General features: G+C 43.9%; 1 protein-coding gene. It reads left to right on the top strand.

Annotation, left to right across the window (positions count from 1 at the left end; genetic code table 11):
• Positions 1-122 precede the first annotated feature (122 nt).
• Positions 123-1,201: IS66 family transposase (locus tag NSB03_RS20650; protein WP_257466634.1), on the top strand; the 1,079-nt coding region annotated here is incomplete at its 3' end.

The following is a 1,201-nucleotide window of genomic DNA, read 5'->3' as shown; positions in this document are numbered from 1 at the left end:
CGTAGTCGACAGGATGTATGTAAGCCCTAAAGATGAATAACAAGGTATTGATATCCAATGGAATAATAAAAATAAACAGTAAAAAGTTTGCGTAACTGCCTGATTTTTCGTATCTTTATATCATGATTGATGAAAGGGCATACGAGTTACTTTGCTGCCAGTTGGGTCTGGCGAATGAGGAAAAGGCAGGGCTTCGCAAACAGGTAAACGAACTGATTGCGAGGCTTAAGGTCATTGAAGATTCCAATAAAGAGAACTCCAAGGCTCTGGTTGATACAATCAATGACCTCAAAGATTCCCTCGAAAAGCAATCAACTACGGTTGAAAATTATAGGAAAGAAATGGAGCTTATGAGAAAGCAGCTTGAAGCGAAAGACGAGGTGAACCGGATGCTGGCAAACGAGATTTCCAATCTCAGGCTTCAGCTTGAGGACAGCAGAAAACACCGTTTTGGCCGTACTTCCGAGCAAAGAAGGCTGCTGAACAACCGTAACATTGACAAGTCTGCACTGCATAAGTCCGAGTATGACGGTTCTGACAAGGATGATGATGATAATAATAAGGCCGATGGTAACGAAGCCGGCGGCAATACCTCTTCCGATAACGCAACTGCACAGAACATCCAACCTTCAAGAAGAAAGGAAACTGCACCACGTGCCGTGAAAACCAAATTGAAAGTTGACAGAGTGGTAGTACATGAAGTGGACGAGTATTACACGCTTCCCGAAGGAGGACGGTTCATGAACCGCAACGGTATGCCTGATGTGTGGGAATACAGGGTTATAGAACATGTAAGGGCTCATAACGTGGAGCATGTGTATAAGGTGGCAAGGGTAAAGCTTGCAGACGGAACTTTTGTAAGCACAATGGAACATCCGCTGAAAAAACTTGGAGGTATTTTCTCCCCTGAACTGCTTGCCCGTCTACTTTGTCTGAAATATGACTTCAGTATGCCTGAGAACAGACAGATAAGACTGCTTGCCAGAGAGGGCATCCACATAAGCAATACTACACTGAACAGCTATATCCATAACGGAATCGCCAAGCTAAAGGAGTTCATGGAAGATGTCTTCAAGGGGTTTGTACAGCAGGCTGAATATCTTATGGTTGATGAGACGACCGAACTTGTAGGCATCGAAACAAAGGAAGGCAAGGCTTACAGGAGAAAGTACTTATGGGCATTCTTTGCAAAGCATATGAA

It is taken from the genome of Bacteroides acidifaciens (genome assembly GCF_024623065.1).
Classification (GTDB): Bacteria; Bacteroidota; Bacteroidia; order Bacteroidales; family Bacteroidaceae; genus Bacteroides; species Bacteroides acidifaciens.
Note: the sequence above shows the minus strand (reverse complement) of the source record. Positions and strands in the feature narration are given on the sequence as shown.